Genomic DNA, 25,467 nt, shown 5'->3' on the forward strand with positions numbered 1-25,467 from the left:
CAAGCGCCTGATTCTTTTTGTGAAGAAAGCTTTTTAACGCGAACCGCGCTCGCGGCGCAGCTTCGCCCACCAGTCGAGACGCTTGCGGATGTCCCGCTCGAACCCCCTGTCGGGCGGATCGTAAAACGTCTTGCGACCCATTTTTTCCGGAAAATAGTCCTGTCCCGAAAAGGCATCCGGCTCGTCATGGTCGTAACGGTAACCGTCACCGTAACCCTCGCCCTTCATCAGCTTTGTGGGCGCGTTCAGAATATGTTTTGGCGGCACCAGCGAGCCGTTTTCCTTGGCCGCCCGCATCGCCGATTTGAAGGCTGTATAAACGGCATTCGATTTCGGCGCGGTAGCGAGATAGACGCAGGCCTGCGCCAGCGCCAGTTCGCCTTCCGGTGACCCCAGATAATCATAGGCGTCCTTGGCGGCATTGCAGACGGCAAGCGCCTGCGGATCGGCAAGGCCGATATCCTCCACCGCCATGCGCACCAGCCGCCTCCCGATAAAAAGCGGGTCTTCGCCGGCATCGAACATGCGGCAGAGATAATAAAGCGCCGCATCCGGGTCCGAACCGCGCACCGATTTATGCAGCGCGGAAATCAGATTGTAGTGGCCGTCCTGTCCCTTGTCGTAAACCGGCGCGCGCCGCTGCACGATGCGCGTCAGCCCTTCGGTATCGAAAGTCTCTTCCTTGCGCGCCGCGCGCCAGACCTCTTCGGCAAGCGTCAGCACGGCGCGGCCATCGCCATCGGCCATCCGGATCAGGCTGACACGCGCCTCCTCGGTCAGCGGCAGAGGCTTGCCCTCCGCCTCTTCGGCGCGCTTCAAAAGCTCGCCCAGGCTCTCCTCGTCGTGCGAACCGAACGTGAGGACACGCGCCCGCGACAAAAGAGCGGCATTCAGTTCAAAGGACGGGTTTTCGGTGGTTGCACCCACAAGAATGATGGTGCCGTCTTCCATGACCGGCAGGAAGCTGTCCTGCTGGGCACGGTTGAAACGATGGATCTCATCAACAAAAAGCAGCGTCTGCCGGCCGTTCATCCGGCGTGTGCGTGCTGCCTCGAAAACCTTCTTGAGATCGGCAACACCGGAAAAGATCGCCGAAATCTGTTCGAAAGCCAGCCCGGCCTCGCCCGAAAGCAGACGCGCGACCGTCGTCTTGCCGGTGCCGGGCGGTCCCCAGAAGATCATCGATCCGAGTGAGCCGCTATCGATCATACGGCGCAGCACGCCCTCTTCACCCGTCAGATGCGGCTGCCCGGTCACCTCCGCCAGCGTCTTCGGACGCAGGCGGTCGGCAAGAGGCCGCCGGTTGGCGACCTCGACAGGCACCTGTGGGGCAAAGAGGTCATCGCTCATCGCAGGAACTGCCGGATACGTTGACCGTCACGCAGGATTTCCACCCGCCAGAAGCCGGGATTGTCATCCAGCGCCTTTTCGACCGCAGCCGTGGAGCCGATATCCGAGCCGTTCAGCGATAGGATGACGTCCTTCGGCTGGAAACCGACCCGATAGGCCGGCGAACCGCGCTTCACATCGGTGACGACGACGCCGGTCACCTGCGAAGGCATGCGCAGTTCATCCGCAAGCTTCGGCGAAAGATTGGCGACAGTCGCGCCCGCCAAGGGATTGCGTCCCTCCAGCAGCCGTTCGTCACGCGGCGCGGTTTCCGGCGCCGTGTCGAGCGCAATGGTCACCTTCTTCTCTTTACCCTTCTCCACCAGCGTCAATTCGGCGGACTTGCCGATGCCAGCAGTCGTGAGGCGATAACCGAGTGCATCGGGATGCTCCACCTCCAAACCGTTGACCGCCGTTACGACCTGCCCCGGCTCGATGCCGGCCTTTTCCGCCGGGCCGCCCTTGACGACGCTGACGACGAGCGCACCGCGCGCGCGGTGCAGGCCAAGCGCCTCGGCGACATCGGAGGTGACAGGATCGAAGGTTGCGCCGATATAGGGCCTCTGGAAGTTCGCGTCGCCACGCTCGGCGGCGGCAACGAAAACGCGGACCAGATTGGCGGGAATGGCAAAACCGATGCCGTTCGACCCGCCGCCCTTGGAGAAGATGGCAGTATTGATGCCGATCAACTCACCCGCCATGTTCATCAGCGCACCGCCGGAATTGCCGGGGTTGATGGAGGCGTCGGTCTGGATGAAGAAGCCAAAATCGCCCTGCGTCACCTGGTTGCGCGCCAGCCCCGAGACGATGCCGCTTGTTACCGTCTGGCCGACACCGAAGGGGTTGCCGATGGCAAGCACGAGATCGCCGACTTCAATGGCATCCGAATTGCCAAGCGAAAGCACCGGAAACTGTTCCTTCGCGTCGATCTGCAGAATGGCAAGATCGACCCGGTCGTCCTTCAGCAGCACCTTGGAGGAGAATTCACGCCCATCCGCCAGCGCCACCTTGATGTCGTCGGCGCCATCGATGACGTGATTATTGGTCACCACGAGGCCGCCGGCCGTCACGATCACACCCGATCCGAGCGAGGACTGTTTCTCCGTGCGGTTCGGCATCTGCTGGCCGAAGAACTGTTCGAAGAACGGGTCGCCGGCAAAGGGCGACGAGCGCCGCTGCACGATGCGTTCGGCATAGACATTCACCACAGCGCCTGCGGTACGCTTGACCAGCGGCGCGAAGGAAAGCTGCATTTCCGTGTGGCTTGCGGGCACGGTCTTGTTGTCCTGCGCCTGCGCTCCGACCGGAACGAGAAGCAGCGCCGCAAGAAAGCCGGTGGACAGATACTTCAGCACGCTCTGCATGTGATTCCTCATCCTCATCAGTATGATGGAGTTATAACGTGAAAGCCTATAAAGCAAAGCGCGGCAAGATGATGGCCGATCTTTTTCATGCGATGACCGGCTTGTGCTGGTGGAACCAACAGCACCCCATTTCGGTTTCACCTACACGAGCCTGTCCTCAAAATGAGACGACCCATGCACATGAAACAGACAATCCTTGCCTCCGGCATCCTCCTCGCCTGCGCTTCACTGGGTTCGCCCGCCAACGCCGCCAGCTTCGATTGCACGAAGCCGCATCTGGCCGCGGATGAAAAGGCGATCTGCGACAACCGCGCCCTCAACGACCAGGACGTGAAGATGGTCACCACCTTCGACATCCTGACACAACTGATGGCGATGGGCGCACGCGACACCTTGCGCGAAGAACAGAGCCAATGGTTGAAAAAGCGCCAGGAATGCAACGCGGATGTCGCCTGCATCACGAGTGCCTATGAGGAGCGCATGAAGCGGCTCGGGGAAGCTTTCCAGAGCATAAACAGACCGCTCTGATTTTCACGCAACGCGAATGATATTCTCCATCAACCCATGCAATTGGTCGCGATAACCGGTTCTCGCCGAAGGCGCATCCTCACGGGACGTCATAACCACCGAAAGCCGTTTGGCGGGGACGATATAGAGCATCTGCCCGCCGTAGCCCCAGGCATAATAAACCGTCTCTCCCGCCATCTCCTTGATGAACCAGCAATAGCCGTAACCATCGCCGTTGAAGACGGAATTGGTGCGTTGTTGCCAGGATTGATCGATCCAGCTCTGCGAAATCAAACGCTCGCCGCCTGGCGTTACCCCGCCCAGCCGGTAAAGCTCGCCGAAAGCCAGCAGCGACCGCGCCGTCATCGCCATCTGGTTGCCGCCGAGATAGATGCCCTGCGGATCGCGCTCCCAGCCGCCGATTGAGAAGCCCTCCAGCGGCCGGAACCAGTCGCGCGCCAGCGACAGCGTCGAACGGCCGGATGCCTTGGTCAAAATCGCCGAAAGCAGATGCGTGGAACCGGTGGAGTAAAGCATGCCACCGCCCGGCTCTCCGGCAAAACCCGACCCCAGCGCCATTCGCACCCAGTTGCGGCTGGCGACCCAGCGGCCGTAGTTCGGGCCGGACATTCGTTCCAGACCGGATTGCATGGAAAGCAGGTTGCCGATGGTCACCCTTTCCAGACGCGCATCGGGGTTCGGCGGAAAATCGCTGCGCAGGATCGTGGCAATCGGCTGATCCGCCCCGGCCAATATCTTGCGGTCGATCGCCATGCCGACCAGCGCGGAAATCACAGATTTCGAGGCCGACTTGATGTTGGTGGAACCCATAAGGCTGGCGCCGTGATAGGCACGGCTGGCCACCTCCTGGCCGTCAATACTGACGATGGCGGCTTTAAGGCTCGAAAGCCCATCCGCCTCGTTGAGCAATGGACTGAAGCGGGCGCCATTGCCTGCCGTTTGCCCGTGGGCAAGGCGGGCGAAAGGCAGGGATGCGATAAGGCCGAGTGCGGTTCGTCTTTTCATGGTGCTGAAGTTAGGCATCGCAGCGCGTTGGAAAAGGGCAAGTGACGGAACATCACTCCAATGTGACTGCCAGCACGGCGGGTGGACGGCCGGATGGTTAGAATTTACGGTGGAGAGACAGCGTGTTGCGCGAGCTTGGAGAATCAAGCTCTGAGGCAATTGAATCTGTTTCTTAACGACGCGCGTAATCTGGGTCAGAACAAGAAAAAGCCGCTCAGAAGAGCGGCTCAGGCTGCCTGCAATGTAGGACCCTGCCCGCCAGATTACTCCGGCAAAATCCGAACAGCACCCTTGTCGGCACTGGACGCAAAAGCCGCATAGGCCTTCAGCGCTGTCGTGACGTTGCGCTTGCGGAACTCCGCAGGCTTCCAGCCGAGCTGATCCTGCTCGGCGCGGCGGGCTGCCAGTTCCGCATCCGTAACTTTGAGGTTGATCGTGCGGTTGGGAATATCGATCTCGATCAAGTCGCCCTGACGCACGAGGCCGATAGCACCGCCCTGCGCCGCTTCCGGCGAGGCATGGCCGATGGACAGGCCGGATGTGCCGCCCGAAAAACGTCCGTCGGTGATCAGCGCGCAGGCTTTGCCGAGGCCCTTGGACTTGAGATAGCTGGTCGGATAGAGCATTTCCTGCATTCCGGGGCCGCCCTTCGGTCCTTCGTAACGAATGACGACGACATCACCTGCCTTGACCTCGTTGGAAAGAATGCCCTTCACCGCCGCGTCCTGGCTTTCGTAAACAACAGCCGGACCGCTGAATTTAAGGATGGATTCGTCGACACCCGCCGTCTTCACGATGCAGCCATCAAGAGCGATGTTGCCATAAAGCACGGCCAGACCGCCATCCTTGGAGAAAGGCTTTTCAACCGAGCGGATAACGCCGTTCTCACCGTCCGTATCCAGATCGTCCCAGCGCGACGACTGGCTGAAAGCCACCTGCGTCGGCACGCCGCCGGGGGCAGCCTTGAAGAACTGCCGCACGGTTTCGCTGTTGGTGCGGGTGATGTCCCAACGGTCGATGGCGTCGCCCAGCGTCGCCTCGTGCACCGTGTAGGTATCGCGATTGAGGAGACCGCCGCGATCCAGCTCGCCGAGAATGCGCATGATGCCGCCGGCGCGGTGAACGTCTTCCATGTGCACGTCCTGCTTGGCAGGCGCGACCTTGGAAAGGCAGGGAACCTTGCGGGAAAGACGGTCGATGTCTTCCATGCCGAAATCGACACCGCCCTCATGCGCTGCCGCCAGAATATGCAGCACCGTGTTGGTGGAACCGCCCATGGCGATATCCAGCGACATGGCGTTTTCAAACGCAGCCTTGTTGGCAATGGTGCGCGGCAGAACGGTCTCGTCGTCCTGCTCGTAATAACGGCGCGCCAGATCGACGATCAGGTGACCGGCCTCGACGAACAGGCGTTTGCGGTCCGAATGGGTGGCAAGCGTCGAGCCATTGCCGGGCAATGAAAGGCCGAGCGCCTCGGTCAGACAGTTCATGGAATTGGCAGTGAACATACCGGAACAGGAACCGCAGGTCGGGCAAGCGGAACGCTCGATGATCTTGACGTCCTCATCGGAAATCTTGTCATCGGCAGCTGCGACCATGGCGTCAACCAGATCGAGCGCGACCGTCTTGCCATGCAGAACGACCTTGCCCGCTTCCATCGGACCACCGGAAACGAAGACGGCGGGGATGTTGAGGCGCATCGCCGCATTCAGCATGCCGGGGGTGATCTTGTCGCAGTTGGAGATGCAAACCATCGCGTCGGCGCAATGGGCATTGACCATGTATTCGACCGAGTCAGCGATGATTTCGCGCGACGGCAGCGAATAAAGCATGCCGTCATGTCCCATGGCGATGCCGTCATCGACAGCGATGGTGTTGAATTCCTTGGCAACGCCACCGGCGGCTTCGATTTCACGCGCAACGAGCTGGCCGAGATCCTTCAGATGCACATGGCCCGGCACAAATTGCGTGAAGGAATTGACCACCGCGATGATGGGCTTGCCGAAATCGCTGTCCTTCATGCCGGTGGCGCGCCATAGGCCGCGCGCGCCCGCCATGTTGCGGCCGTGGGTTGTCGTTCTGGAGCGATAGACTGGCATGGTGTTTTCCTCGATCTCTTGGGCAGAAGAGCGCATTCCCGCACCGCGGTCAAAATGCCCTCGCCCTATTTTGCGGTTTTTCTAGCGCAAACCGTAAGCCCTGTCACTGTCACCTTCGGGCAAAACAGTACGGTTCGGTACGGTACGCCCGGTTTGAATGTTGCAATTCGCGCGGCCTGTCATCACAAATGCGCGATTTTCGCCGCCCGGCCGCTGTTTTTGCGCAGAGTGCTGAAACATATCTGTGCAGCGGCCGTATAGCCTATCATAATCGATTTATCGCCGATGCACCCGGCTTTTGTGGAGGTTGAAATGCCCGCCTATCGTCCGCCCCTCATCCCGGCACGAGAAATCACGCCGAAGAATATCTACCTCTCGAGACGTGGCTTCCTGGGCACGGCGGCGGGGCTTGCGGCAATCGGGCTTTCCGGCCGCGAGGCTGTCGCTGCTCCGCTTGCTGCCAAAGCAGGCGCTTACAAGCTGGATGAGAAGCTCACCCCGCTCGATGCCGTCACCAGCTACAATAATTTCTATGAGTTCGGAGTGGGCAAATCCGACCCGAAGGAAAATTCTGGCAAGTTCAAGCCCACCCCCTGGACGGTAAAGGTGGATGGCCTTGTCTCCAAACCGCAGGAATTCGGCATCGAAGAGCTGATGAAATATCAGCTAGAGGAGCGCACCTATCGCATGCGCTGCGTCGAGGGCTGGTCGATGGTCATTCCGTGGATCGGTTTCCCTCTCGCCGCACTTCTCGACAAGGTGGAGCCACTCGGCAGCGCGAAATACGTGTCCTTCGAAACCGTGGTGCGGCCGGAGGAAATGCCGGGCCAGAGCGGCCTGTTCCAGCCTCTGTCCTGGCCCTATGTCGAGGGTCTGCGCCTAGATGAGGCCCGCCATCCTCTGACCATTCTTGCCGTCGGACTATACGGCGAAACCCTGCCGAACCAGAATGGCGCGCCCATTCGCCTCGTCGTTCCCTGGAAATACGGCTTCAAGGGCATCAAATCTATCGTCCGTATTTCGCTTGTCGAGAAACAGCCGGAAACGACGTGGAAAAACTCCAACGCCCGCGAATACGGTTTCTATTCCAACGTCAATCCGCATGTGGACCATCCGCGCTGGAGCCAGGCGACGGAACAGCGAATCGGCGAAGGCGGCTTTTTCGGCACCCAGAACCGCCCTACCCTGATGTTCAACGGCTATGACGAGGTGGCAAGCCTCTATACCGGCCTCGATCTAAAGGCGAATTACTGATCATGGCCCTCGCCTTTTCGCTTCCCTCACTGCCGAAGCGTTACCAGCCGGCAGCCATCTGGTCGCTTTATGTCATCGGCCTCTGTCCCGGCCTCTGGTATTTTTACCTCGCCGCAACCGGCGGCCTCGGCTTCAACCCAGTCAAGGATTTCGAGCACCTGCTCGGCATCTGGGCCCTGCGCTTTCTGTGCCTAGGCCTGCTGGTGACGCCGCTGCGCGATCTCTTCAACATCAACCTCATCGCCTATCGCCGGGCGCTGGGACTGATCGCCTTCTATTACGTGCTGGCACATTTCAGCGTCTATCTGGTTCTGGATCGCGACCTGGTCTTCAGCTCCATCGCCGCTGATATTCTCAAGCGGCCCTATATCATGTTCGGCATGGCGGGGCTCGTCATGCTGCTGCCGCTCGCGATCACCTCCAACCGCTGGTCGATCCGCAAGCTCGGCAGCCGCTGGAACACGCTGCACAAGCTCGTCTATCTCGTTCTCATCGTCGGCGTACTGCATTTCGTGCTGGCGCGAAAATCGATCACGCTCGAGCCGGTGTTTTATATCAGTACGATGGTGGTGTTGCTCGGGTATCGGCTGGTGCGGCCCTTGATCATGGCGGCGAAGAGGGCAAGGCGCGCAAGCCCCGTCCGGACGTAAAGGACGCCACCGCGATCCCGCCGATATAACAGACGATATTCCACACCGAGAAAACGCGGCCGAGCAGCAAAGCTCCGGCCGCCGTTGCGCGAAACGCGTCCAGCGCCGGGAAATGAACGAGCCGGATCAATTCCACGACGATGACGGCGATGACGGCGATGTAAACCTCGTAACCGTACCAGCGGGACGGAAGGATGGCCGCCAGCAGCAGATAGACCATCGCCCCCCAGAGCACGGATCCGCCATATTTTACCGCCACGAACGGCAATCCCACCTCGTAGCCAAACGCCCGCAAGCAAAGACCGCCAATGATCACCATCATGGCCGCCGCCAAAAGCCGGATGCGGGCAAAATAAGGCGGGGAAAGGCGTGACGGACCCATGCGAGTTCCTTCCGGTTTTCGTATGAAAATTTAACGGATACAAATCGAGGCGCGAACATGAGCACAGCAACAGGCCCAGCCGCAACCCGCCTCTCGGTTTTGGACAATCTTTTGTGCGATACCTATCCTTGGGGCGAACTCAAGGGAATCAGGCGCTTTGTCATCGAATTTCTCTATTTCGGCATCAAGGAAGCCCGTGCCTGCCTGTTTGCGGGATTGTTCTTCATTTCCATCTTCGTGGTGCCGCAAGGTGGGGTATTTGGCATTCCGCGTTATGACGTGCTGCTGATCGTCGCGCTCGGCATCCAGTTCTTCATGATCTGGAGCAGGCTGGAAACGCTTGACGAGGCCAAGGCCATCCTGCTGTTCCATATCGTCGGCTTCGCGCTTGAGGTGTTCAAGACGTCAAGCGCTATCCAATCCTGGTCCTACCCCGACTTCGCCTATAGCAAGGTCCTCGGCGTGCCGCTCTTTTCCGGCTTAATGTACGCCGCCGTCGGCAGCTACATCATCCAGGCGTGGCGCCTGCTGGATGTGCGCATTCGCAATTATCCCACCTATTGGATGGCAACGCTGATCGGCATCGCCATCTACGCCAACTTCTTCACCCACCACTTTATCGGTGACTACCGCTGGTACATCGCCGCCTGCGCCATCGGCCTCTATTCCCGCGCAACAGTGGTCTACCGTCCCTATGATCGTGATCGAAAGATGCCGCTGCTTCTCTCCTTCGTCCTGATAGGGTTTTTCGTCTGGCTGGCGGAAAACATCTCCACATTCTTCGGTATCTGGAAATATCCCGATCAGATCGGCGCCTGGTCCGTGGTGCATATCGGCAAGTGGAGTTCGTGGTCGCTGCTGGTCATCATGACGTTTACGATTGTCGCGCAACTCAAGCACATCAAGGCCCGTATACACGTTCCGGAGTGAAGCGAGCGCTTTCCAAGCATCGTTAAAAACGACGATTGCAGGACATCGAGCCGATAGAGAGCAATAACATAGATATCATTAAGTAAATCCTGCCAAAAATCTATCGAGCGATATACAAGACAAGCGAAAATTACGAAGTTGGCGTATTTATTGTTCACGACGCCAGCCGCCCTAATGGCTTCTATATTGATACAGCTTACCCTCGGAACGCCGATATTGTGAAAAAGACCATTACACCCGCACCCGTATTCCTGAAATTTACAGGCTATATGATCCAAGACTTCGAAATGTTCGAAAGCTTGGATGGCGTCTTACTTCTAGGTTTGTATCACTTAACTAAAAAGGAGCGAAATGCGCTCAATACATTCCTTGTATCCCTGTTGCGCTCTGATGTTTCAGATAGCTTGATTGGAGATCTTTGGAACAAATCCAATGCTGAATTTGGTGCCGAAGGTAAGGGAATTAGATGGCTTCTCAACCGGACCGTCGAGTTGATCAAAGGTGACGACGGCACTGCCGGTTACTATCTGCGTCGTTCATGACTATTCTTTTGGAAAATAAAAAAGCCGGGTGATTTCTCACCCGGCTTTTTAATTCACGACGCATGAATGGCGTCAGACCTTACGCAGCTTCGGCAGCAGCAGCTTCCGCAGCAACGCGAGCCTTGTCGGCTGCGCCCTTGGCGTCAACGTCACGCTCGACGAATTCAACAACGGCCAGAGCCGCGTTGTCGCCCTGGCGGAAGCCAGCCTTCATGATACGCAGGTAGCCGCCGTTGCGGGTTGCGTAACGCGAAGCGATTGCGTCGAACAGCTTGCGAACAGCGTCCTGATCCTTGATCTGCGAGATCGCCTGACGACGAGCGTGCAGGTCGCCGCGCTTGCCAAGCGTCACGAGACGCTCGACGATCGGACGGATTTCCTTCGCCTTAGGAAGGGTGGTGACGATCTGCTCATGGGTGATGAGCGAAGCAGCCATGTTGGCAAACATTGCCTTGCGGTGGCTGGCGGTTCTATTGAGCTTGCGGCCTGAATTACCGTGGCGCATTGCTATTCTCCTTCTACGCAGGTGCCTTCTCTAAGGCCTGCCGTTTCCTGGCACATGCAGATGACTTATCTGCTGTTTGACGGGGAAAGGCAGTCTTTAAGGTCTGCCTTCTTGATTGTTAGTATTGGTCTTCGTAACGCTTTGCGAGATCTTCGATGTTCTCAGGCGGCCATGCCGGTACTTCCATACCGAGGTGCAGACCCATGGAAGCGAGAACTTCCTTGATTTCGTTCAGCGACTTGCGACCAAAGTTCGGCGTGCGAAGCATTTCGGCTTCGGTCTTCTGGATCAGGTCGCCGATATAGACGATGTTGTCGTTCTTCAGGCAGTTTGCCGAACGAACGGACAGTTCCAGCTCGTCGACCTTCTTGAGAAGCGCCGGGTTGAACGCGAGTTCGGTAACCGATTCTTCTTCTGCTTCCTTCTGCGGCTCGTCGAAGTTGACGAAGACGCCGAGCTGGTCCTGAAGAATGCGAGCGGCGAAGGCAACGGCGTCTTCGCCGGAAACCGAACCGTTGGTCTCGATCGTCATGATCAGCTTGTCATAGTCGAGAACCTGACCTTCACGGGTGTTTTCCACCTTGTAGGACACTTTCTTGACCGGAGAATACAGGCTGTCCACCGGAATGAGGCCAATCGGGGCATCTTCCGCGCGGTTGCGCTCAGCCGGTACGTAACCCTTGCCGTTGTTGACGGTGAATTCCATGCGGATTTCAGCGCCTTCGTCCAGCGTGCAGATCACGTGGTCGGGGTTCAGGATCTCGATGTCGCCAACCGTCTGGATGTCACCAGCGGTTACCGAACCCGGACCCTGCTTGCGCACGACCATGCGCTTGGAATCGTCACCATCCATCTTGATGGCGATTTCCTTGATGTTGAGCACGATATCCGTCACATCTTCCCGAACGCCGGGGATGGAGGAGAATTCGTGCAAGACACCGTCGATCTGCACGGCCGTAACAGCGGCACCACGCAGAGAAGACAACAGAACGCGACGCAGCGCGTTGCCGAGAGTAAGACCGAAACCACGCTCCAGCGGCTCGGCAACGAGCGTTGCCTTGGTGCGGCTGGACGAGGTGAACTCGACCTTGTTCGGCTTGATAAGTTCCTGCCAGTTCTTCTGAATCATCTTTAAACCTTCCGTTCGCCGCCACCATCCAATCGTGACGGACCGAGCATGAAAACACTGAGAGGAACCTAATTCCGCGGTTCATCAGTGGGTTCTTGAGCGCAAGTCCGTCGATCGAAATCGACGCGCACACGCCAGATACACGAAAATTCCGCCAGACCGAAGGAAAGGCGGAATTTCCGAACCACGGTCGCGTCAGACGCGGCGCTTCTTGCGCGGACGGCAACCGTTGTGCGGGATCGGCGTCACGTCGCGAATGGAAGTGATCATGAAACCGGCAGCCTGCAGAGCGCGAAGTGCCGATTCACGGCCGGAACCCGGACCGCAAACTTCAACTTCAAGCGACTTCATGCCGTGTTCCTGAGCCTTCTTCGCGCAATCTTCAGCAGCGATCTGGGCAGCAAACGGGGTCGACTTGCGCGAACCCTTGAAGCCCTTGGCACCAGCGGACGACCAGGCAATAGCATTGCCCTGTGCGTCGGTGATGGTGATCATCGTGTTGTTGAAGGTCGAGTTGACATGCGCGACGCCCGACGTGATATTTTTACGTTCGCGACGGCGAACGCGTGCGGCTTCCTTGGCCATTTTATACCTTTCATTGATCTCTTCACCGCCGTAACACCAGCGGCTACACCGGCGCTCGACCCGTTTCCGAGCTTCACGCCAAACTCAGAAAGGCTGGCGCAGACCGCACCAGCCTCTCCTTTCCGGAGAACCGGAAAATTACTTCTTCTTACCAGCGATAGCCTTCGCCGGACCCTTACGGGTGCGGGCGTTGGTGTGCGTGCGCTGACCGCGGACCGGAAGGCCACGACGGTGACGCAGGCCGCGGTAGCAGCCGAGGTCCATCAGACGCTTGATGTTCATCGAGGTCTCGCGACGAAGATCGCCTTCGACCTGATAGTCGCGGTCGATGGCTTCGCGGATCTGAAGAACTTCAGCATCCGTAAGCTGATGAACGCGCTTGTCAGCCGGAAGACCGACCTTGTCCATGATTTCCTGCGCGAATTTCGGACCAATCCCGTGAATATACGTCAGCGCAATAACAACGCGCTTTGCAGTCGGGATGTTGACGCCAGCGATACGTGCCACGTCTTTTCTCCTTGGTTCCAGTTGCCATCCGGCAAGTGGTGATTCCATTCGAGCGGCCGACACGACCGCCAGTTCAAAATTGATGTCCGTGACAAGTCAAAACGACCGAACCCGGATTTCCCTCCCTTAAGGGAAATCCGCGCCAGTCGCTTGGGATGTCGCGAGTTGGCGCGGTGTTTAACGGAATCAGCGCTAAAAAGCAACCGGCTCCGCCAAGATTCTTTTGCGATCCAAAGGATACGCCGTATCAGGAGCACAGGATTTGCCGGGAAAACCGCCTGCGGTTTTCACCATCCCGCTCCAACCATCAGGCCGAGGCCTTTTCCAGAACCCGTTCGATGGCCGCAGTGACGGCATCGACATCAGCCATGCCATCCAGTGTCACAAGTTCGCCCTGCTCGCTGTAATATTGCGACAGCGGCGCAGTCTTCTCGCGATACTCCGTCAACCGCTTGCGGAAGGCTTCCGGATTGTCGTCTGAACGAACCGTGCCACCGGCAGCGATGGTCTCTGCAACGCGATTTTCGATTCGGCGAATCAGCGCCTCCTCGTCCACCTTCAGTTCGATGACGGCATCGAGGGCGACATTCTTCTTGTGCATGTTCTCGGCAAGCGCCTTGGCCTGCGGAACGGTGCGCGGATAGCCATCGAGAATGAAACCCTTGGCACAGTCCGGAGCTTCGATGCGTTCGGAAACGATCTGATTGACGATATCGTCGGAAACCAGCCCGCCGGCGTCCATGACGGCCTTGGCGCGCTTGCCTATTTCCGTGCCCGCGCTAACCGCAGCGCGAAGCATGTCACCGGTGGAAAGCTGCGGGATCCCGTACTTGTCAGTCAGGCGTTTGGCCTGGGTTCCCTTGCCCGCACCCGGCGGACCTAAAAATATCAGTCTCATCGTCCCCTCTTTCCTCCACGCAACTTCGACTTCTTGATCAGTCCTTCATACTGCTGCGCGATCAGGTGTCCCTGAATTTGCGCAACCGTGTCCAGAGTTACACTGACAACGATCAAAAGCGAAGTACCACCAAGGGCTAATGGAATGCCCGTACGTGCGATAAGTGTCTCAGGAAGGATACACACGAAGACAAGATAAACAGCGCCGACAACCGTGATACGGGTCAGAACGTAATCGATGTACTCCGCGGTGCGCTCGCCCGGACGAATGCCCGGAATGAAGCCGCCGTGCTTCTTGAGGTTATCGGCCGTGTCCTTCGGATTGAAGACGATAGCCGTGTAGAAAAATGCAAAGAACGCGATGAGCAGGCCGTAGAGCGCCATGAACAGCGGCTGTCCATGCTGCAGCGACGCGATGATCGAGGTTGCCCAGCCCGGCAGATTGGTGTTTCCGGCAAAGCCGGCAGCCGTCGCAGGCAGAAGCAGCAGCGAGGATGCGAAGATCGCGGGAATAACGCCAGCCGTGTTGAGCTTCAGCGGCAGATGCGAGGTATCGCCCTGGAACATCCGGTTGCCGACCTGGCGTTTCGGATATTGTATCAGCAGACGGCGCTGGGCGCGCTCCACGAAAACGATCAGCGCGATGACGCCGATTGCCACGATAACGACCATGAGGATGAGCGTCGTCGACAGCGCACCGGTGCGGCCGAGTTCCAGCGTGCCGGCAAGCGCCTTGGGCAGACCTGCGGCAATACCGGCAAAGATGATGAGCGAAATACCGTTGCCGATGCCGCGCGAGGTAATCTGTTCGCCAAGCCACATCAGGAACATCGTGCCGCCGAGCAGCGTGATGACGGTGGAAATACGGAAGAACAGGCCAGGATCGACCACGAGGCCGTTGCCGCTCTCAAGGCCAACAGCGATGCCGTAGGCCTGCAGGGTGCCAAGCAGTACCGTGCCGTAGCGCGTGTACTGGTTGATGATCTTGCGTCCGGCTTCGCCTTCCTTCTTCAACGCTTCGAGCGAAGGCACGACCGAGGTCATGAGCTGCACGATGATCGAAGCGGAGATGTAAGGCATGATGCCGAGGGCGAAGATCGCCATACGCTCGACTGCGCCACCCGCAAACATGTTGAAAAGACCGAGAATACCGTTGGCCTGGCCACGGAAGGCCTGCGCATAGGCTTCTGGGTTCAGACCCGGAAGCGGAATGTGGGTACCAAGACGGTAGACGAGAAGTGCGGCAAGAGTAAACCAGAGACGCTTTTTCAGATCCTCCGCCTTAGCGAAGGTCGAAAAATTCAGGTTCGAAGCCAGTTGTTCCGCTGCTGAAGCCATAAATTTCTCCGAATGACCCTTGCCGGCCAGCGAAACCGGCCAATGCGGAAAGGTCTAAAAATACCGGTTCAAAAACGGGCTTCGGACGAACACGGCGTTGCGCCGCCATCATGCCTCACCCTGTTTTTTTATGTCCTATCCCCTCCCTCAAGGAAGTTCAAGAACTGTGAGGCTCTCCCTGCGGCACTTTATGCCGCATGTGGCGCGCATAACAGCTGCACCGCGAAGAGTTTGCCATGATGCCACAATAAATCGATTTAAATCGAGAGCACCATAAGCCAGGGAGCGCAAACGCCCGGAGCGACTATGCCCCGGGCGTCTGAAGTCTATATATTACTCGGAGGCTTCAGCTGCAACTGCGAGAAGCTTGATAGAGCTGCCAGCCTTCTCAATCTTTTCGAGTGCAGGCTTGGAAGCGCCGGCAACTTCAAAAGCAACCTTGCTCGTCAGTTCGCCGTCAGCGAGAATGCGAACGCCGTCCTTGGTGCGACGGATAACGCCAGCAGCCTTGAGAGCAGCAGCATCGATCGTTGCGGAAGCGTCGAGCTTCTTGGCGTCGATGGCGGTCTGAATGCGACCAAGCGATACAACAGCAAATTCGGAAGCGAAAATGTTGTTGAAACCGCGCTTAGGAAGACGACGGTAGATTGGCATCTGACCGCCTTCAAAACCGTTGATGGCGACGCCCGAACGAGCCTTCTGACCCTTCACACCGCGACCACCGGTTTTGCCCTTGCCGGAACCGATACCACGACCTACGCGGATACGGTCCTTGGTGGAGCCTTCGTTGTCTCTGATTTCATTGAGTTTCATGATAGGTTACTCCGTCTCACTTCTCGTCAACGACGCGAACGAGATGCTGGACCGCACGGATCATGCCGCGAACCGCAGGAGTATCTTCCAGGGTGCGCTGACGGTGCATCTTGTTGAGACCCAGACCGACCAGCGTCTGACGCTGGATTGCCGGGCGGCGGATAGGGCTGCCGATCTGTTCGACCGTAACAGTCTTTTTGGCTTCAGTAGTCTTCTTGGCCATGATCCAGCTCCTTATTCTTCAGAAGCGTTGCCGGAAGCGGCACGACGAGACTGAAGGGTCGCATACTTGAGACCACGCTGTGCAGCGATGTCCTTAGGATGAACCTGATGCTTCAGAGCGTCGAACGTTGCGCGAACCATGTTGTACGGGTTCGAAGAACCGGTCGACTTGGCCACAACGTCATGAACGCCCAGCGTTTCGAAAACAGCGCGCATCGGACCACCGGCGATGATACCGGTACCGGCCTTGGCCGAACGCAGCAGAACCTTGCCTGCGCCGTGACGGCCATTAACGTCGTGATGCAGCGTGCGGCCATCGCGCAGCGGAACGAAGATCAGATCGCGCTTTGCGCTCTCGGTTGCCTTACGGATGGCTTCCGGAACTTCGCGAGCCTTGCCGTGACCGAAGCCAACGCGGCCCTTCTGGTCGCCGACGACGACGAGAGCGGCGAAGCCAAAGCGACGGCCACCCTTAACAACCTTTGCAACGCGGTTGATCGCGACCAGCTTGTCGACGAATTCGCTATCGCGTTCTTCACGGTTCTGGCGGTCGTCGCGAGAACCTCTTTTTTCCTGTGCCATTGTCCTTGTCCTTTTTCTTTTACGGGTGGAACGGCAAACGAAAAGACCACCGGCCTCGATGAAGAGACCCGCATGGTCCGGTGAAATTCCGCCCGGATCGTTGTCAGGGCGGAAACTGCAGCGCCGCGTGTCGAAACCGACACGCAAAGGACGCTGCAGGATCTTGAGTGGTGCGTGACCCTTTCTCTCGATTGCGAACAATCGAAAGGGTCAAGCACTCAGAAGTTCAGACCGCCTTCGCGGGCAGCTTCTGCCACAGCCTTGATACGGCCGTGATAGATGAATGCGCCACGGTCGAATACAACATCCTTGACGCCAGCCTTGACGCCACGCTCTGCAACCAGCTTGCCTACGACAGCTGCTGCTGCAACGTCGGCGCCGGTCTTGAGCGAGCCGCGCAGATCCGCTTCGAGCGTGGAGGCAGACGCAAGCGTCTTGCCAGCAACGTCATCGATGATCTGAGCGTAGATGTTCTTCGACGAGCGATGAACCGACAGGCGCGGGCGGCCATTGGCAACCGCCTTGATCTGGCGGCGCACACGGCTCGCGCGACGTGCAAGTGCTTCTTTCCTGCTAGCCATTTCGCGTGATCCTTACTTCTTCTTGCCTTCTTTGCGGACGATACGCTCTTCAGCGTACTTCACGCCCTTGCCCTTGTAGGGCTCGGGACCACGGTATTCGCGGATTTCCGCGGCAACCTGGCCAACCTGCTGCTTGTTGATGCCGGAAACGATGATTTCCGTCGGCTTCGGAACGGCAATGGTGATGCCGACCGGAGGCTCGTAAACTACATCGTGGCTGAAACCGAGAGCCAGCTGCAGGTTCTTGCCCTGCAGGGCGGCACGGTAACCGACGCCGTTGATTTCGAGCTTGCGTTCGTAGCCGTCCTTAACACCCTTGAAGATGTTCTCGATCATCGTGCGGGACATGCCCCACTTCGAACGAGCTTCCTTGGTGTTGTTGGCCGGCGTTACGGAAACGCCATTATCTTCGAGTTTCAGCTGGATGTCGTCATTAGCGACGAAAAACAGTTCACCCTTCGGGCCCTTAGCAGTGACCTTCTGGCCGTCGACATTGGCCGTAACACCTGCTGGAACCTGAACGGGCTTTTTACCGATACGAGACATTGTTCAATCCTGTCTGTTCGTTATGGAGATCCGTGCTCGGGTCTTAGAAGACCGAGCAAAGAACCTCGCCACCAACGTTCTGTTCGCGAGCTTGGTGATCGGCCATCACGCCCTTCGGGGTCGAAAGGATGGTGATGCCGAGGCCGTTCGCGACCTGCGGAATGGACTTAACCGAGACATAAACTCGGCGGCCCGGCTTGGAAACGCGGCCGATCTCACGGATCACGGACGCGCCTTCGTAGTACTTCAGTTCGATCGTGAATTCGGCCTTGCCGTTTTCGAAATCGACCTTGGAATAACCGCGAATGTAGCCTTCAGCCTGCAGCACGTCGAGAACGCGTGCGCGGAGGCTGGAAGCAGGCGTGCTTACCGAAGACTTACGGCGAGCAGCACCATTGCGGATGCGGGTGAGCATATCACCCAAAGGATCAGTCATGGTCATGTGCCCGTCTCCTTACCAGCTCGACTTGACAATGCCCGGCACCTTGCCGGAATTGCCCAGCTCACGAAGCGCGATACGCGACATCTTGAGTTTGCGATAGAACGCGCGCGGACGGCCCGTTACTTCGCAGCGGTTGCGGATACGCGTCTTCGAGCCGTCACGCGGCAGCGAAGCGAGCTTCAGAGTGGCCTTGAACCGGTCTTCGATCGGAAGGGACTGGTTCATCACGATCGCCTTCAGTGCAGCCCGCTTGGTGGCCTGCTGGGCGACCGACTTGCGGCGGCGCTTGTTCTTTTCAACTGCGCTTGTTTTCGCCATATCGGAGTTCCTTTTCTACGCTCGTCGTTACGGTTAGTGACGGAACGGGAAGTTGAACTCTGTAAGCAGAGCCCGTGCTTCGTCGTCCGACGTCGCCGTCGTGCAAACGATGATGTCCATGCCCCACATCTGATCAACCTTATCGTAGTTGATCTCAGGGAACACAATGTGTTCCTTGATGCCCATGGCGAAGTTGCCACGGCCGTCAAAGCTCTTCGGGTTCAGACCCCGGAAGTCGCGAACGCGCGGCAGCGCGATGTTGACCAGGCGATCAAGGAATTCATACATGCGGGCGCCACGAAGGGTAACCTTCGCACCGATCGGCATGCCTTCGCGAACCTTGAAACCAGCGATCGAGTTGCGAGCGCGGGTAACAACCGGCTTCTGACCGGCAATCGCAGCCAGGTCACCGGCAGCAATGGTTGGCTTCTTGGAGTCGGCAGTTGCCTCGCCAACACCCATGTTGATCACGATCTTTTCAAGCTTCGGGATCATCATCACGTTGGCGTAGGAGAACTTCTCCTGCATGGCGCCACGGATACGGGAAACGTACTCCGTCTTGAGACGCGGCTCGTACTTATCAGCCATCGATCACTTCTCCCGAACGCTTGGCCACGCGGACCTTCTTGCCGTCTACAACAGTAAAGCCAACGCGGGTCGGCTTGCCATCCTTATCGACGATGGCAATGTTGGAGATGTGCAAGGACGCTTCCTTGTTGATGATGCCAGCTTCCTGAGCCTGGGTCTGGCGCTGGTGACGCTTCACCATGTTAACGCCACGCACAACGGCCCGATCTTCCTTCGGCAAAACCTGGATTACTTCGCCGGTACGGCCCTTGTCCTTACCGGTCAATACGACAACGTTGTCGCCTTTACGAATTTTCTGCATCGCATACGCTCCTTACAGTACTTCCGGAGCCAGCGAGATGATCTTCATGTGGTTCTTGGCGCGAAGTTCGCGCGGAACCGGTCCGAAGATACGGGTGCCGATGGGCTCTTTCTTGTTGTCGATAAGAACGGCTGCGTTGTTATCGAAACGGATGACGCTGCCGTCAGCGCGACGGATGTCCTTGGCGGTGCGAACGACAACCGCCTTCATCACATCGCCCTTCTTGACGCGGCCGCGCGGAATAGCTTCCTTGATGGAAACGACAATAATGTCGCCAACAGAAGCATATTTGCGCTTCGAGCCGCCCAGCACCTTGATGCACATGACACGACGTGCGCCGGAATTATCCGCCACGTCGAGGTTTGTTTGCATCTGAATCATGTCAGGTCGCCTTCTTGTTGTTACCGGAACGGTTGGGCAAACTCTCCCGAGTGAGCCCCCTGCCCCAGCTTATGAATGTCTCTTTTTTTGCGCGGAAATGTCGTGACAGGGTGGTTTCCCGAAGGACCTTCCGTGCGCATCAAAGCAAAAGACGCTCGATTCACGAGCGTCCTTGCGGTGCTTCATACAGTATTTCGCGCCAAGTACAAGAGACCTGGCGCGATTCTGATGAAATTAAGCCTGGGCGGAAACGACCGTCCAGCGCTTGTCCTTGGAGATCGGTGCGCATTCCTCGATGGAAACGACATCGCCGACCTTATACTGATTGTTTTCGTCGTGTGCCTTGTACTTCTTCGAACGGCGAACGGTCTTCTGGAGCAGAGGGTGAGCGAATCGGCGCTCAACCCGGACTACAACAGTCTTCTCGTTCTTGTCGGACACTACAGACGCCCTGCAGAATGCGTTTCGGCATATTATTTTTCCTTAGGCCTTGGCTTCTGCCGCCTTCTGGCGGGCAATGGTTTTAACGCGGGCGATGTCCTTGCGGACTTCGTTGATGCGCGAGGACTTCTCCAGCTGGCCAGTCGCCTTCTGGAAGCGCAGGTTGAACTGCTCCTTCTTCAGATCGGCGAGCTTGTCCTTGAGCTGGTCGGCGCTGAGGCCGCGAACTTCATCGGCTTTCATGTGCCTTGCTCCTTACTCTGCGATGCGCTGTACGAAGCGCGTCTTGACCGAGAGCTTGGCAGCGCCGAGGCGAAGCGCCTCGCGGGCGATCTCCTCGGACACACCGTCGATCTCGAACATCATACGACCGGGCTTGACCTTGCATGCCCAGTATTCGACCGAACCCTTGCCCTTACCCATACGAACTTCGGTCGGCTTTGCCGTTACCGGAACGTCAGGGAATACGCGGATCCACACACGACCTGCGCGCTTCATGTAACGCGTGATCGCGCGGCGGGCCGCTTCGATCTCGCGTGCGTTCACGCGGTTCGGTTCCTGCGACTTCAAGCCGAATTCACCGAATGCCAGGTCAAAGCCGCCCTTGGCGACGCCCTTGATGCGTCCCTTGAACTGCTTGCGGTACTTAGTACGCTTTGGCTGCAACATTTTCTTACTTCTCCGAGCTTATCTTTCGCCAGCGTCAATCAAGCGTTTTCGCGACGACGATCGGGACGATCGCCACGCTCACGGCTTGCAGGGCCCTGAGCATCGCCTTCGAGACCACGACGCTCAGAAGCCATCGGATCGTGCTCAAGGATTTCGCCCTTGAAGATCCAGACCTTGATGCCGCAGATGCCGAACGCGGTTTCCGCTTCAGCTGTGCCGTAGTCGATGTCCGCACGCAGCGTGTGCAGCGGAACGCGTCCTTCGCGGTACCATTCGGTACGAGCGATTTCGGCGCCACCGAGACGGCCACCGCAGGTGATCTTGATGCCTTCGGCGCCAAGACGCATTGCGGACTGAACCGAACGCTTCATCGCACGGCGGAAAGCCACGCGGCGCTCGAGCTGCTGGGCGATCGACTGAGCGACGAGAGTCGCGTCGATTTCCGGCTTGCGCACTTCAACGATGTTGAGGTGCGTTTCGGAGTTGGTCATCTCGGAAAGCTTCTTGCGAAGCTTCTCGATGTCCGCGCCCTTCTTGCCGATGATGAGACCCGGACGAGCCGAATGGATCGTAACGCGGCACTTCTTGTGCGGACGCTCGATGACCACCTTGGCGATACCGGCCTGCTTGAGTTCCTTGATCAGGTAAGCCCGGATCTTAAGGTCTTCATGCAGCAGCTTGCCGTATTCAGCGGTGTCAGCGTACCAGCGGCTATCCCAGGTACGGTTGATGCCGAGGCGGAAGCCGATCGGATTGATTTTCTGACCCATTATGCGGCCTCCCCTTTTTCCTCAACTTCACGAACAACGATCGTGAGGTGAGAGAACGGCTTTTCAATGCGGGATGCACGACCACGGCCACGAGCGTGGAAACGCTTCATGGTGATGGACTTGCCAACATAGGCCTCGGCGACGACGAGAGCGTCGACGTCGAGGTCATGGTTGTTTTCCGCATTGGCAATCGCAGATTCGAGCGTCTTCTTGACGGTCCCTGCGATGCGCTTGCGGGAGAATTCGAGCTCGGCGAGAGCGCGATCAACCTTCTTGCCACGGATAAGAGCGGCAACCAGGTTCAGTTTCTGGGGGCTGACGCGGAGCGTACGGGCAATGGCCTGAGCCTCATTGTCCTTCAGCCGGCGTTCGGTCTTAGCCTTCGCCATGATTACTTCCTCTTTGCCTTCTTGTCCGCGCCGTGACCGTAATAGGTACGGGTCGGAGAGAATTCACCGAACTTGTGTCCGACCATGTCTTCATTGACAGAGACGGGCACATGCTTGCTGCCGTTGTAGACGCCAAACGTCAATCCGACGAACTGCGGCAGGATCGTGGAGCGACGGCTCCAGATCTTGATTACTTCATTGCGTCCGCTTTCGCGCACCTTCTCAGCCTTAGTGAGAAGATAGCCGTCAACAAACGGACCTTTCCAAACTGAACGAGCCACTTGAGACTTCTCCTCTTACTTCTTGCGCTGATGGCGCGAACGCATGATGAACTTGTCGGTCGACTTGTTCGAACGGGTGCGCTTGCCCTTCGTGGGTTTACCCCACGGAGTAACCGGGTGACGACCACCCGACGTGCGACCTTCACCACCACCGTGCGGGTGGTCGACCGGGTTCATGACGACGCCGCGAACGTGCGGACGCTTGCCACGCCAACGCGAACGACCGGCCTTGCCGTCGTTGGTGTTGCCGTGATCGGAGTTCGAAACTGCGCCGATCGATGCGAGGCAGGAGCCGTGCACCAGACGCTGTTCGCCCGAGTTGAGACGCAGGATAGCCATACCGGCATCGCGGCCGACGAGCTGGACGTACGTACCGGCGGAGCGGGCAATCTGACCGCCTTTACCTGGCTTCATCTCGACGTTGTGGATGATCGAACCGACCGGAATGTACTGAAGCGGCATGGTGTTGCCGGGCTTCACGTCCACTGCCTTGTCGGAGGCGATCACCTTGTCACCGGCAGCGAGACGCTGTGGCGCGAGAATGTAAGCCTGTTCGCCGTCGGTATACGTAACCAGCGCGATGAACGCGGTGCGGTTGGGGTCGTATTCCAAACGTTCAACGGTGCCTTCAACGTCGAACTTGCGACGCTTGAAGTCCACCAGACGGTAGGTCCGCTTGTGACCACCACCCTGGAACCGGACGGTGATCCGGCCCTGGTTGTTGCGGCCACCCTTGGAGCTGAGGCCCTGGGTGAGAGCCTTTACCGGCTTGCCCTTGTAGAGCGAAGCGCGGTCCACGATAACCAGCTGACGCTGGCTTGGCGTGGTCGGATTGAAACTTTTCAATGCCATATTCTTGTTCCCTTTTGGGTCTTTGCCCGCTTGGGCCTAACCTTTAGAGTCCGGTGGACACGTCGATGGATTGACCTTCGGCGAGCGTAACGACGGCTTTCTTGACGTCTTTCAGCTTACCGGCGAACCCACGGAAACGACGGGTCTTACCCTTGCGGATAAGCGTGTTCACAGCCGTGACTTTGACGCCGAAGAGAGCTTCCACGGCAGCCTTGATTTCAGGCTTGGAAGCGCTTTTGGCGACGTTGAATACGACCTGGTTCTGTTCGGATACCAGCGTCGACTTTTCCGTGATCGAAGGAGATACGATCACATCGTAGTGGCGAAGATCCGTCATTTGAACCGCTCCTCCAGAGCCTCTACAGCAGCCTTGGAAAGCACGAGCTTACCACGACGCAGGATGTCGTAAACATTGATGCCCTGAACCGGCAGAACGTCCACATTCGGGATGTTCTGAGCTGCGAGCTTGAAGTTGCCATCAAGTTCTGCGCCACCGATAACGAGAGCGTTGGTCAGGCCAAGCGAAGCGAAGCTGCCCAGCAGAGCCTTGGTCTTTGCTTCGGACGCGACGAGCTGATCGACGATGATCAGATCTTCAGCCTTCAGCTTTGCAGACAGGGCGTGACGCAGAGCAAGCGCGCGAACCTTCTTGGGAAGGTCGTGTGCGTGGCTGCGAACGACCGGGCCGTGGGCCTTGCCGCCGCCGCGGAACTGCGGTGCGCGAGCCGAATGGTGACGAGCGCGGCCCGTACCCTTCTGCTTGTACATCTTCGCACCAGTACGGGAAACTTCCGCACGGGTCTTGGTCTTGTGCGTTCCCTGCTGCTTCTTTGCAAGCTGCCAGCGAACCATACGGGCCAGGATATCCTGACGGGGATCGAGGCCGAAAATCTCGTCCGACAGAGAAACCTTGCCGGCGTCTTTTCCCTCGAGGGTCTTGACGTTCAATTCCATGATAAGGCTCCCTTACTTCGCGGCCGACTTGACGGCGTCGCGGACGATGATCCAGGCGCCCTTGGAACCGGGAACTGCACCCTTAACGAGGATCAGGCCACGGTCTTCATCGGTCGAAACGACTTCGAGGTTCTGGGTCGTAACGCGCGTCTGGCCCATATGACCAGCCATGCGCTTGCCCTTCCACACGCGGCCCGGATCCTGGTTGTTACCAGTCGAACCGTGCGCACGGTGCGATACGGAGTTACCGTGCGAAGCGCGACCACCACCGAAGTTGTGACGCTTCATAGCACCGGCAAAACCCTTACCGATCGTGGTTCCCGTTACGTCGACCAGCTGGCCGGCCTGAAAATGAGTTGCGGTCAGTGTTGCACCGATATCGATCAGGTTCTCGGGGGAAACCCGGAACTCGACGAGCTTTGCTTTCGGTTCGACATTGGCAGCGGCAAAATGACCGCGAAGCGCCTTCGTCGTGTTTTTGACCTTGGACTGGCCGGCACCGAGCTGAACTGCGGTGTAGCCATTCTTGTCTTCCGTGCGCTGGGAAACGACTTGTACGTTATCCATCCGCAATACTGTTACTGGAATATGTTCACCAGCGTCGTTGTAGACGCGGGTCATACCCACTTTCTGTGCAATCACACCTGAACGCATTGGTTCATCCTCTTGCGAGCCTTGAAGGGAAAACCCTTTTTGGCCTTTGTTAAGGAGTGCCCTTCGACATCTCACGATGTTTCCGGTCTCCGGATTGGAAGCCGTTGGATTTCTCCACGTACCTTCCTTGTTATATGGCCCTCACTTGGATGAGGTCAGGCCAGTCTTAGAGCTTGATTTCCACGTCAACGCCGGCAGCCAGGTCGAGCTTCATCAGAGCATCGACGGTCTGCGGGGTGGGGTCAACGATATCGAGAAGACGCTTGTGCGTCCGCATTTCGAACTGTTCACGGCTCTTCTTATCAACGTGAGGAGAGCGGTTGACGGTAAACTTTTCGATGCGGGTGGGGAGCGGAACCGGGCCGCGAACGCTGGCGCCGGTGCGCTTTGCGGTCGACACGATTTCACGGGTAGAGGCATCGAGGATCCGGTGATCGAACGCCTTGAGGCGGATACGGATATTCTGGCCGTTCATTCGTCTTGTCCTTGTTCTTTGTTATTCGTTTCCGCACGCGGAAACACATGAACTTCTATTGATCGTGGCGCCGCAGATTTTCAAAAATCGAGAGGGATGCGCGT

General features: G+C 58.0%; 36 protein-coding genes and 1 pseudogene. 5 read left to right on the forward strand and 32 right to left on the reverse strand.

Going from position 1 to position 25,467, the window contains the following annotated elements; translation table 11 throughout:
• Positions 1-33 precede the first annotated feature (33 nt).
• Both QE432_RS22035 and QE432_RS22040 read right to left on the reverse strand, forming a co-directional pair.
• A complete protein-coding gene (locus QE432_RS22035) occupies positions 34-1,350 on the reverse strand; it encodes a replication-associated recombination protein A (RefSeq protein WP_306625643.1) in 1,317 nt (438 codons plus the stop codon).
• Complete coding sequence (locus tag QE432_RS22040) at positions 1,347-2,753, reverse strand: DegQ family serine endoprotease (protein WP_003516104.1); 1,407 nt, start codon at positions 2,751-2,753, stop codon at positions 1,347-1,349. Before QE432_RS22040 ends, QE432_RS22035 begins: the two co-directional genes overlap by 4 nt.
• Positions 2,754-2,927: 174 nt before the next feature.
• Here QE432_RS22040 and QE432_RS22045 point away from each other — a divergent pair, with 174 nt between their 5' ends.
• Positions 2,928-3,281: a lysozyme inhibitor LprI family protein gene (locus QE432_RS22045; protein ID WP_306625645.1), complete on the forward strand. Its 354-nt coding sequence runs from the start codon at positions 2,928-2,930 to the stop codon at positions 3,279-3,281.
• Between the two features lie 3 nt (positions 3,282-3,284).
• Here QE432_RS22045 and QE432_RS22050 read toward each other — a convergent pair whose 3' ends face one another.
• Positions 3,285-4,286, reverse strand: a complete 1,002-nt coding sequence (locus QE432_RS22050) for a serine hydrolase domain-containing protein (RefSeq protein ID WP_041694472.1) — start codon at positions 4,284-4,286, stop codon at positions 3,285-3,287.
• A 263-nt stretch (positions 4,287-4,549) separates the two neighbouring features.
• Positions 4,550-6,385 (reverse strand): dihydroxy-acid dehydratase, encoded by a 1,836-nt coding sequence (ilvD, locus tag QE432_RS22055; RefSeq protein ID WP_013636431.1) that lies wholly within the window; start codon positions 6,383-6,385, stop codon positions 4,550-4,552.
• Positions 6,386-6,697: 312 nt separating this feature from the next.
• Between ilvD and msrP the strand changes: the two genes are divergently transcribed.
• Both msrP and msrQ read left to right on the forward strand, forming a co-directional pair.
• On the forward strand, positions 6,698-7,639 hold the full coding sequence (msrP, locus tag QE432_RS22060; protein WP_173992807.1) for a protein-methionine-sulfoxide reductase catalytic subunit MsrP: 942 nt from the start codon (positions 6,698-6,700) through the stop codon (positions 7,637-7,639).
• Between the two features lie 2 nt (positions 7,640-7,641).
• Complete coding sequence (msrQ, locus tag QE432_RS22065; RefSeq protein WP_306625647.1) at positions 7,642-8,289, forward strand: protein-methionine-sulfoxide reductase heme-binding subunit MsrQ; 648 nt, start codon at positions 7,642-7,644, stop codon at positions 8,287-8,289.
• On the opposite strand, the gene QE432_RS22070 is transcribed toward msrQ, so the two are convergent.
• Entirely contained in the window at positions 8,243-8,671 is a 429-nt protein-coding gene (locus QE432_RS22070) for a ribosomal maturation YjgA family protein (RefSeq protein WP_306625649.1), read from the reverse strand. The genes msrQ and QE432_RS22070 overlap by 47 nt on opposite strands.
• A gap of 57 nt (positions 8,672-8,728) precedes the next feature.
• Between QE432_RS22070 and QE432_RS22075 the strand changes: the two genes are divergently transcribed.
• Together QE432_RS22075 and QE432_RS22080 are read left to right on the forward strand one after the other, a co-directional pair.
• Entirely contained in the window at positions 8,729-9,601 is an 873-nt protein-coding gene (locus QE432_RS22075) for a DUF817 domain-containing protein (protein ID WP_306625651.1), read from the forward strand.
• A 218-nt stretch (positions 9,602-9,819) separates the two neighbouring features.
• Positions 9,820-10,143 carry a hypothetical protein gene (locus tag QE432_RS22080; protein ID WP_306625653.1) on the forward strand — a complete coding sequence of 108 codons (324 nt, stop codon included), beginning with the start codon at positions 9,820-9,822 and terminating at the stop codon, positions 10,141-10,143.
• A gap of 79 nt (positions 10,144-10,222) precedes the next feature.
• Here the strand turns inward: QE432_RS22080 and rplQ are convergent, their stop codons facing one another.
• The 27 genes and pseudogenes from rplQ to rpsJ all read right to left on the reverse strand — a co-directional run bounded on the left by rplQ (position 10,223) and on the right by rpsJ (position 25,363).
• Complete coding sequence (rplQ, locus tag QE432_RS22085; RefSeq protein WP_003495230.1) at positions 10,223-10,648, reverse strand: 50S ribosomal protein L17; 426 nt, start codon at positions 10,646-10,648, stop codon at positions 10,223-10,225.
• Positions 10,649-10,766: 118 nt separating this feature from the next.
• On the reverse strand, positions 10,767-11,777 hold the full coding sequence (locus tag QE432_RS22090) for a DNA-directed RNA polymerase subunit alpha (RefSeq protein ID WP_003516121.1): 1,011 nt from the start codon (positions 11,775-11,777) through the stop codon (positions 10,767-10,769).
• 195 nt (positions 11,778-11,972) lie between these two features.
• Entirely contained in the window at positions 11,973-12,362 is a 390-nt protein-coding gene (gene rpsK / locus QE432_RS22095; RefSeq protein ID WP_003495225.1) for a 30S ribosomal protein S11, read from the reverse strand.
• Between the two features lie 138 nt (positions 12,363-12,500).
• Positions 12,501-12,869 carry a 30S ribosomal protein S13 gene (gene rpsM / locus QE432_RS22100; RefSeq protein WP_003516122.1) on the reverse strand — a complete coding sequence of 123 codons (369 nt, stop codon included), beginning with the start codon at positions 12,867-12,869 and terminating at the stop codon, positions 12,501-12,503.
• Between the two features lie 307 nt (positions 12,870-13,176).
• On the reverse strand, positions 13,177-13,767 hold the full coding sequence (locus QE432_RS22105; protein WP_003516123.1) for an adenylate kinase: 591 nt from the start codon (positions 13,765-13,767) through the stop codon (positions 13,177-13,179).
• Positions 13,764-15,104 carry a preprotein translocase subunit SecY gene (gene secY, locus QE432_RS22110; protein ID WP_003516124.1) on the reverse strand — a complete coding sequence of 447 codons (1,341 nt, stop codon included), beginning with the start codon at positions 15,102-15,104 and terminating at the stop codon, positions 13,764-13,766. Before secY ends, QE432_RS22105 begins: the two co-directional genes overlap by 4 nt.
• Positions 15,105-15,437: 333 nt before the next feature.
• A complete protein-coding gene (rplO, locus tag QE432_RS22115; protein WP_003516125.1) occupies positions 15,438-15,917 on the reverse strand; it encodes a 50S ribosomal protein L15 in 480 nt (159 codons plus the stop codon).
• Between the two features lie 16 nt (positions 15,918-15,933).
• Positions 15,934-16,140, reverse strand: coding sequence for a 50S ribosomal protein L30 (rpmD, locus tag QE432_RS22120; protein WP_003495212.1), 207 nt, complete (start codon positions 16,138-16,140; stop codon positions 15,934-15,936).
• A gap of 11 nt (positions 16,141-16,151) precedes the next feature.
• On the reverse strand, positions 16,152-16,721 hold the full coding sequence (rpsE, locus tag QE432_RS22125; protein WP_003516126.1) for a 30S ribosomal protein S5: 570 nt from the start codon (positions 16,719-16,721) through the stop codon (positions 16,152-16,154).
• A 218-nt stretch (positions 16,722-16,939) separates the two neighbouring features.
• The gene (gene rplR, locus QE432_RS22130; protein WP_003516127.1) at positions 16,940-17,302 is read right to left on the reverse strand and encodes a 50S ribosomal protein L18; all 363 of its coding nucleotides are present in this window, start codon (positions 17,300-17,302) and stop codon (positions 16,940-16,942) included.
• 12 nt (positions 17,303-17,314) lie between these two features.
• On the reverse strand, positions 17,315-17,848 hold the full coding sequence (rplF, locus tag QE432_RS22135; RefSeq protein WP_003516129.1) for a 50S ribosomal protein L6: 534 nt from the start codon (positions 17,846-17,848) through the stop codon (positions 17,315-17,317).
• A gap of 43 nt (positions 17,849-17,891) precedes the next feature.
• Positions 17,892-18,290, reverse strand: a complete 399-nt coding sequence (rpsH, locus tag QE432_RS22140; RefSeq protein WP_003516131.1) for a 30S ribosomal protein S8 — start codon at positions 18,288-18,290, stop codon at positions 17,892-17,894.
• A gap of 12 nt (positions 18,291-18,302) precedes the next feature.
• Positions 18,303-18,608 (reverse strand): 30S ribosomal protein S14, encoded by a 306-nt coding sequence (gene rpsN / locus QE432_RS22145; protein ID WP_003495202.1) that lies wholly within the window; start codon positions 18,606-18,608, stop codon positions 18,303-18,305.
• Positions 18,609-18,641: 33 nt separating this feature from the next.
• On the reverse strand, positions 18,642-19,196 hold the full coding sequence (gene rplE, locus QE432_RS22150; RefSeq protein ID WP_003495201.1) for a 50S ribosomal protein L5: 555 nt from the start codon (positions 19,194-19,196) through the stop codon (positions 18,642-18,644).
• Complete coding sequence (rplX, locus tag QE432_RS22155) at positions 19,189-19,497, reverse strand: 50S ribosomal protein L24 (RefSeq protein WP_003516133.1); 309 nt, start codon at positions 19,495-19,497, stop codon at positions 19,189-19,191. The genes rplE and rplX overlap by 8 nt, the downstream gene beginning before the upstream one ends.
• 12 nt (positions 19,498-19,509) lie before the next feature.
• Complete coding sequence (gene rplN, locus QE432_RS22160; RefSeq protein ID WP_003495199.1) at positions 19,510-19,878, reverse strand: 50S ribosomal protein L14; 369 nt, start codon at positions 19,876-19,878, stop codon at positions 19,510-19,512.
• A gap of 234 nt (positions 19,879-20,112) precedes the next feature.
• A pseudogene (gene rpsQ / locus QE432_RS22165) lies at positions 20,113-20,350 on the reverse strand (30S ribosomal protein S17).
• 11 nt (positions 20,351-20,361) lie between these two features.
• A complete protein-coding gene (gene rpmC, locus QE432_RS22170; RefSeq protein ID WP_003495193.1) occupies positions 20,362-20,562 on the reverse strand; it encodes a 50S ribosomal protein L29 in 201 nt (66 codons plus the stop codon).
• 12 nt (positions 20,563-20,574) lie between these two features.
• The gene (gene rplP / locus QE432_RS22175) at positions 20,575-20,988 is read right to left on the reverse strand and encodes a 50S ribosomal protein L16 (RefSeq protein WP_003516136.1); all 414 of its coding nucleotides are present in this window, start codon (positions 20,986-20,988) and stop codon (positions 20,575-20,577) included.
• A gap of 38 nt (positions 20,989-21,026) precedes the next feature.
• Positions 21,027-21,758: a 30S ribosomal protein S3 gene (gene rpsC / locus QE432_RS22180; RefSeq protein ID WP_003516138.1), complete on the reverse strand. Its 732-nt coding sequence runs from the start codon at positions 21,756-21,758 to the stop codon at positions 21,027-21,029.
• Complete coding sequence (rplV, locus tag QE432_RS22185; RefSeq protein ID WP_003495184.1) at positions 21,758-22,147, reverse strand: 50S ribosomal protein L22; 390 nt, start codon at positions 22,145-22,147, stop codon at positions 21,758-21,760. Before rplV ends, rpsC begins: the two co-directional genes overlap by 1 nt.
• A gap of 2 nt (positions 22,148-22,149) precedes the next feature.
• Positions 22,150-22,428 (reverse strand): 30S ribosomal protein S19, encoded by a 279-nt coding sequence (gene rpsS / locus QE432_RS22190; protein WP_003507772.1) that lies wholly within the window; start codon positions 22,426-22,428, stop codon positions 22,150-22,152.
• Between the two features lie 15 nt (positions 22,429-22,443).
• Positions 22,444-23,280, reverse strand: coding sequence for a 50S ribosomal protein L2 (gene rplB / locus QE432_RS22195; protein WP_003516146.1), 837 nt, complete (start codon positions 23,278-23,280; stop codon positions 22,444-22,446).
• Between the two features lie 43 nt (positions 23,281-23,323).
• Positions 23,324-23,617 carry a 50S ribosomal protein L23 gene (locus tag QE432_RS22200; protein ID WP_003495178.1) on the reverse strand — a complete coding sequence of 98 codons (294 nt, stop codon included), beginning with the start codon at positions 23,615-23,617 and terminating at the stop codon, positions 23,324-23,326.
• Positions 23,614-24,234 carry a 50S ribosomal protein L4 gene (gene rplD / locus QE432_RS22205; protein WP_003516147.1) on the reverse strand — a complete coding sequence of 207 codons (621 nt, stop codon included), beginning with the start codon at positions 24,232-24,234 and terminating at the stop codon, positions 23,614-23,616. The genes QE432_RS22200 and rplD overlap by 4 nt, the downstream gene beginning before the upstream one ends.
• Positions 24,235-24,246: 12 nt before the next feature.
• Complete coding sequence (rplC, locus tag QE432_RS22210) at positions 24,247-24,888, reverse strand: 50S ribosomal protein L3 (RefSeq protein ID WP_003516149.1); 642 nt, start codon at positions 24,886-24,888, stop codon at positions 24,247-24,249.
• Positions 24,889-25,054: 166 nt separating this feature from the next.
• Positions 25,055-25,363 (reverse strand): 30S ribosomal protein S10, encoded by a 309-nt coding sequence (rpsJ, locus tag QE432_RS22215; protein ID WP_003507767.1) that lies wholly within the window; start codon positions 25,361-25,363, stop codon positions 25,055-25,057.
• Positions 25,364-25,467 lie beyond the last annotated feature (104 nt).

This window comes from Agrobacterium sp. SORGH_AS_0745, from assembly GCF_030818995.1.
GTDB lineage: Bacteria > Pseudomonadota > Alphaproteobacteria > Rhizobiales > Rhizobiaceae > Agrobacterium > Agrobacterium tumefaciens.